This is a genomic window from Bacteroidia bacterium, assembly GCA_019695265.1.
In the GTDB taxonomy this organism is placed as follows: Bacteria; Bacteroidota; Bacteroidia; order JAIBAJ01; family JAIBAJ01; genus JAIBAJ01.
This window is the reverse complement of sequence record JAIBAJ010000192.1, coordinates 1-3,532: the sequence shown is the minus strand read 5'-3', so window position 1 is coordinate 3,532 and position 3,532 is coordinate 1. Positions and strand designations below refer to the sequence as shown.

Genomic DNA, 3,532 nt, shown 5'->3' with positions numbered 1-3,532 from the left:
TATTTTTCGAGCATAATACCAAATGTACATGGTCATAAATATGAAGAGCTCAAAAAACAGGAACATCCAGCGTTCCTTAATTTTAGCGACATTAGCAATAAAAAATGAGGTTTCGATGGTTGCAAAAAGCAATAGCAACCCAAATACAACTACCTTATTCCACTTAAGTCGGTACAGCAAAAAGTACGACAATAAAATGGTGGTCATAATCATGGCGATGGTTATCGAAAAGCCATAGGCAGCCTCCATGTGCCCCGATTCTCTGAAATACAAAATCATCAGAATGCAACCAAACCACAACAGGTAATTAACACTAGGTATATAAATCTGACCTTTACTTTCAGAAGGTTGACGCACAGCAATTCGGGGCCAGAAATTCAAGTTCATGGCCTCACTGATAAGGGTATAACTTCCGCTTATTAAGGCTTGAGAGGCAATAATGGTTGCAGCGGTGGCTATTATTATTCCCGGTACCAAAAACCAGGAGGGGAGAATTTCAAAAAAAGGATTTCGACCTTCTAAAAAGGGTTTCCCTTGATGCAAAAGCCAGGCAGCTTGGCCTAGATATGACGCTATTAAACTGATTTTAACGTAAATCCAAGTGATTCGAATGTTTTTGATGCCGCAATGACCTAAATCAGAATACAAGGCTTCTGCTCCCGTAGTACATAAAAATACAGCACCTAAAAGCCAGAAACCCTGCGGGTAATTCGAGAGCAAATCGTAGGCGTAATAGGGGTTTAGGGCATTTATTACCTGTGGGTATTTTGCAATTTCAAAACCACCGGCAATCAACAGCATCGCAAACCAAATGGTCATTATTGGGCCAAAAGATTTACCGATAACTTGGGTACCAAATCTTTGAAAAAAGAATAGCAGTGATAAAATAACAATCACAATTCCAACTGTGAAATTATTTCCGGCCACAACCGTATTTTCTAAACCACTAACCATACCTAAACCTTCGATAGCTGAGGCCACCGAAATAGGAGGGGTAATGATACCATCGGCTAAAAGAGCGGTTGCGCCAAGAATAGTTGGGATTACCAGTTTTTTACTGTACCGCCGCACCAAAGCGTATAATGAAAAAACACCGCCTTCACCATCGTTATCCGCTTTGAGTGTTAGCCAAATATATTTGATGCTGGTTTGGAATACGAGGGTCCAGAATATACAAGAAACCCCACCGTAAACCAGTTGCGGATTAATGGGGCGGTCGCCAATAATTGCGCGAAGGGCATACAATGGACTTGTCCCGATATCACCGTAAATAATTCCGAGAGCCACCAATAATGAACCAATGCTAACTTTGGTTTTTAGATCTGAGGATTTTTTTAACATTGCACAGAAATTTTCGGTGCAAAGTTGAGGACTGATTTAAGGGTAAAAAGTAAATGCTTGCCCTATAAATATAAAGAAATCATAAAGACGAAGTTTGTTATACAAACCGATATCCTACACCACTTTCAGTAATTATATGGTTGGGTTGGTTAGGATTGTTTTCGATTTTTTTGCGAAGCGTACCTATAAAAACACGTAAATATTGAGTTTCGGTTTGTGAGCCAACACCCCAAATTTCCTTCAAAATATATTGATGGGTAAGCACCCTGCCCTGGTTTTTGGCAAGCAGAACCAAGAGATTAAATTCGGTTGACGTTAGTTTGATACCGATCTCGTTTTTTGTAACGGTTCTCGCCACTATGTTTATTTCTAAATCGCCACAATTCAGCAAACTGTCGTGGTTCGGTGATTGATTTATTCTAATGGCAGCTCTTATTCTGGCAAGTAATTCGGCGTTCCGAAAAGGCTTTGTTAGGTAATCGGTTGCACCATTGTCGAGGGCTTTTACAATATCATTTTCGGTATTTATTACCGATAAAATAAGGATGGCTTTATTGTACCAAACTCTGAGTGATTTCAATACTTCATGTCCATTTTGATCAGGCAACCCCAGGTCGAGAATTATCAAATCTGGTGGATGGTTAGCAGCCACAATAATCCCTTCTTTGCCGTTTTCGGCCTGCCAAACCTTATATCCATTGCTTTCAAGTGATATTTCAAGCAATTTTCTAATTTGGGGCTCATCATCAATTAATAAAATTTCGGCTCTATTCATTTTTTAATTGATTTAGAAATGAAATCTCTACAGGAATATACAACGTAAACTTAGCACCTCCCAATCCGGAAACACCGATTTCAACACGGCCATTCATTGCTTCTACAAACCCTTTAACAATAGATAATCCTAGGCCACTGCCGCCCGGTATGGTATGTTGCGATCGGTAAAATTTCTCAAAAACCAATTCCCATTCTTGTTCTGAAATACCTTTTCCGCTGTCTTCTATGGTAATTATACAGTGCTTATTATAGTAAGATGCGGTTAGTTTTATGGTACTACTTGACGGTGTATAAAGAATGGCGTTGTGCAACAAGTTCTGAACTATTTGTTCAACCAAACCGCTGTCGATTTTAATTAAAGGCAACTGTTCGTTTGGGGTAAAACTGATATGGTGATCTTTGCTGTAATTGAGTTTCGAGATAATCGACTGCATAATTTCATTAATATCAAACCAGTCGTTAACCGGTTTTAGCATGCCCGTTTCCAAGCGACTCATGTTGAGCAGATTTTCGACCTGCCTATTTAACCTTTGTCCTGCAATGCTAATTTGCTCCAGCAGGGCAGTTTGATTTTCAATACTTAATTTTTCTCTATTTTCAATTAAGGCATCTACCGAACCAATTATTGTAGAAATGGGGGTTCGCAATTCGTGTGATAGCGAATTTAAAAGCGTGTTATAAAGCACGATTGCCCTTTCCTTTTCGGCTTTATCACGCACTTTATATTCTTCCTGTTTTATTAAATAAGAAAGCACCGCGTTAACCGAAGCAATTAGGAAATACAAAAGAAACAACAGCAAATCTTCTGTATTACTAATATGTAGCGTGAATACCGGAGGGATAAAAAAGAAATTCCAAATAAAGGCTCCAAGAATGGCGGCAGTAAGTACCGGAAGAATTTCGAACAACATTGCCAATACCGAAACTAGCATTAACAACAACAATGCGATGGTTTTATAACCGAAAAGAGATGATGCAAACCAACATGCCCCGCCAGCTAAAACCATCGTTGATATCGTAATCAAATATTGATAAGCCGGTTTAAACTTACGGGTATTTAAGAGTTTCAATGTTTAGTTAAATGGCAACAGACAAAGGTAATTTGATTGGTATAAAGAAATTATAAAGAAATTTAATGCTACGTATTGATTTTAATTATACATGGGGTTTATAAATTAATTCAATGAATCATCATAATCAGAATAAATTTGTCGCAATTAACCTAAATGTATTCTTCTTCAGCACGCGAAATTGATCGTTTTAATATCCGGGTTTATGGTATTTGTATTAAAAACAAAAAGGTATTATTGGTCAAGGAAAACATGGCGGGTTTTGAATTTACTAAATTTCCCGGTGGAGGTTTAGAGTTTGGTGAGGGTTTGAAAGAGGGGTTAAAACGCGAAATTTTTGAAGA

The 3,532-nt window shown here is 38.1% G+C and carries 4 protein-coding genes; 1 reads left to right on the top strand and 3 read right to left on the bottom strand.

All coding sequences use genetic code 11. From position 1 onward, the window contains the following. The 3 genes from K1X82_15185 to K1X82_15175 form a co-directional block, all read right to left on the bottom strand. Window positions 1-1,341 (bottom strand): KUP/HAK/KT family potassium transporter (locus tag K1X82_15185; protein MBX7183454.1); only part of this gene is annotated, 1,341 nt, incomplete at its 3' end. A gap of 97 nt (window positions 1,342-1,438) precedes the next feature. After that, complete coding sequence (locus K1X82_15180; protein MBX7183453.1) at window positions 1,439-2,116, bottom strand: response regulator transcription factor; 678 nt, start codon at window positions 2,114-2,116, stop codon at window positions 1,439-1,441. Next, a complete protein-coding gene (locus K1X82_15175) occupies window positions 2,109-3,125 on the bottom strand; it encodes a PAS domain-containing sensor histidine kinase (protein MBX7183452.1) in 1,017 nt (338 codons plus the stop codon). The genes K1X82_15180 and K1X82_15175 overlap by 8 nt, the downstream gene beginning before the upstream one ends. A 219-nt stretch (window positions 3,126-3,344) precedes the next feature. Here K1X82_15175 and K1X82_15170 point away from each other — a divergent pair. Then, a partial coding sequence (locus K1X82_15170; GenBank protein ID MBX7183451.1) for an NUDIX domain-containing protein occupies window positions 3,345-3,532 on the top strand: 188 nt, incomplete at its 3' end.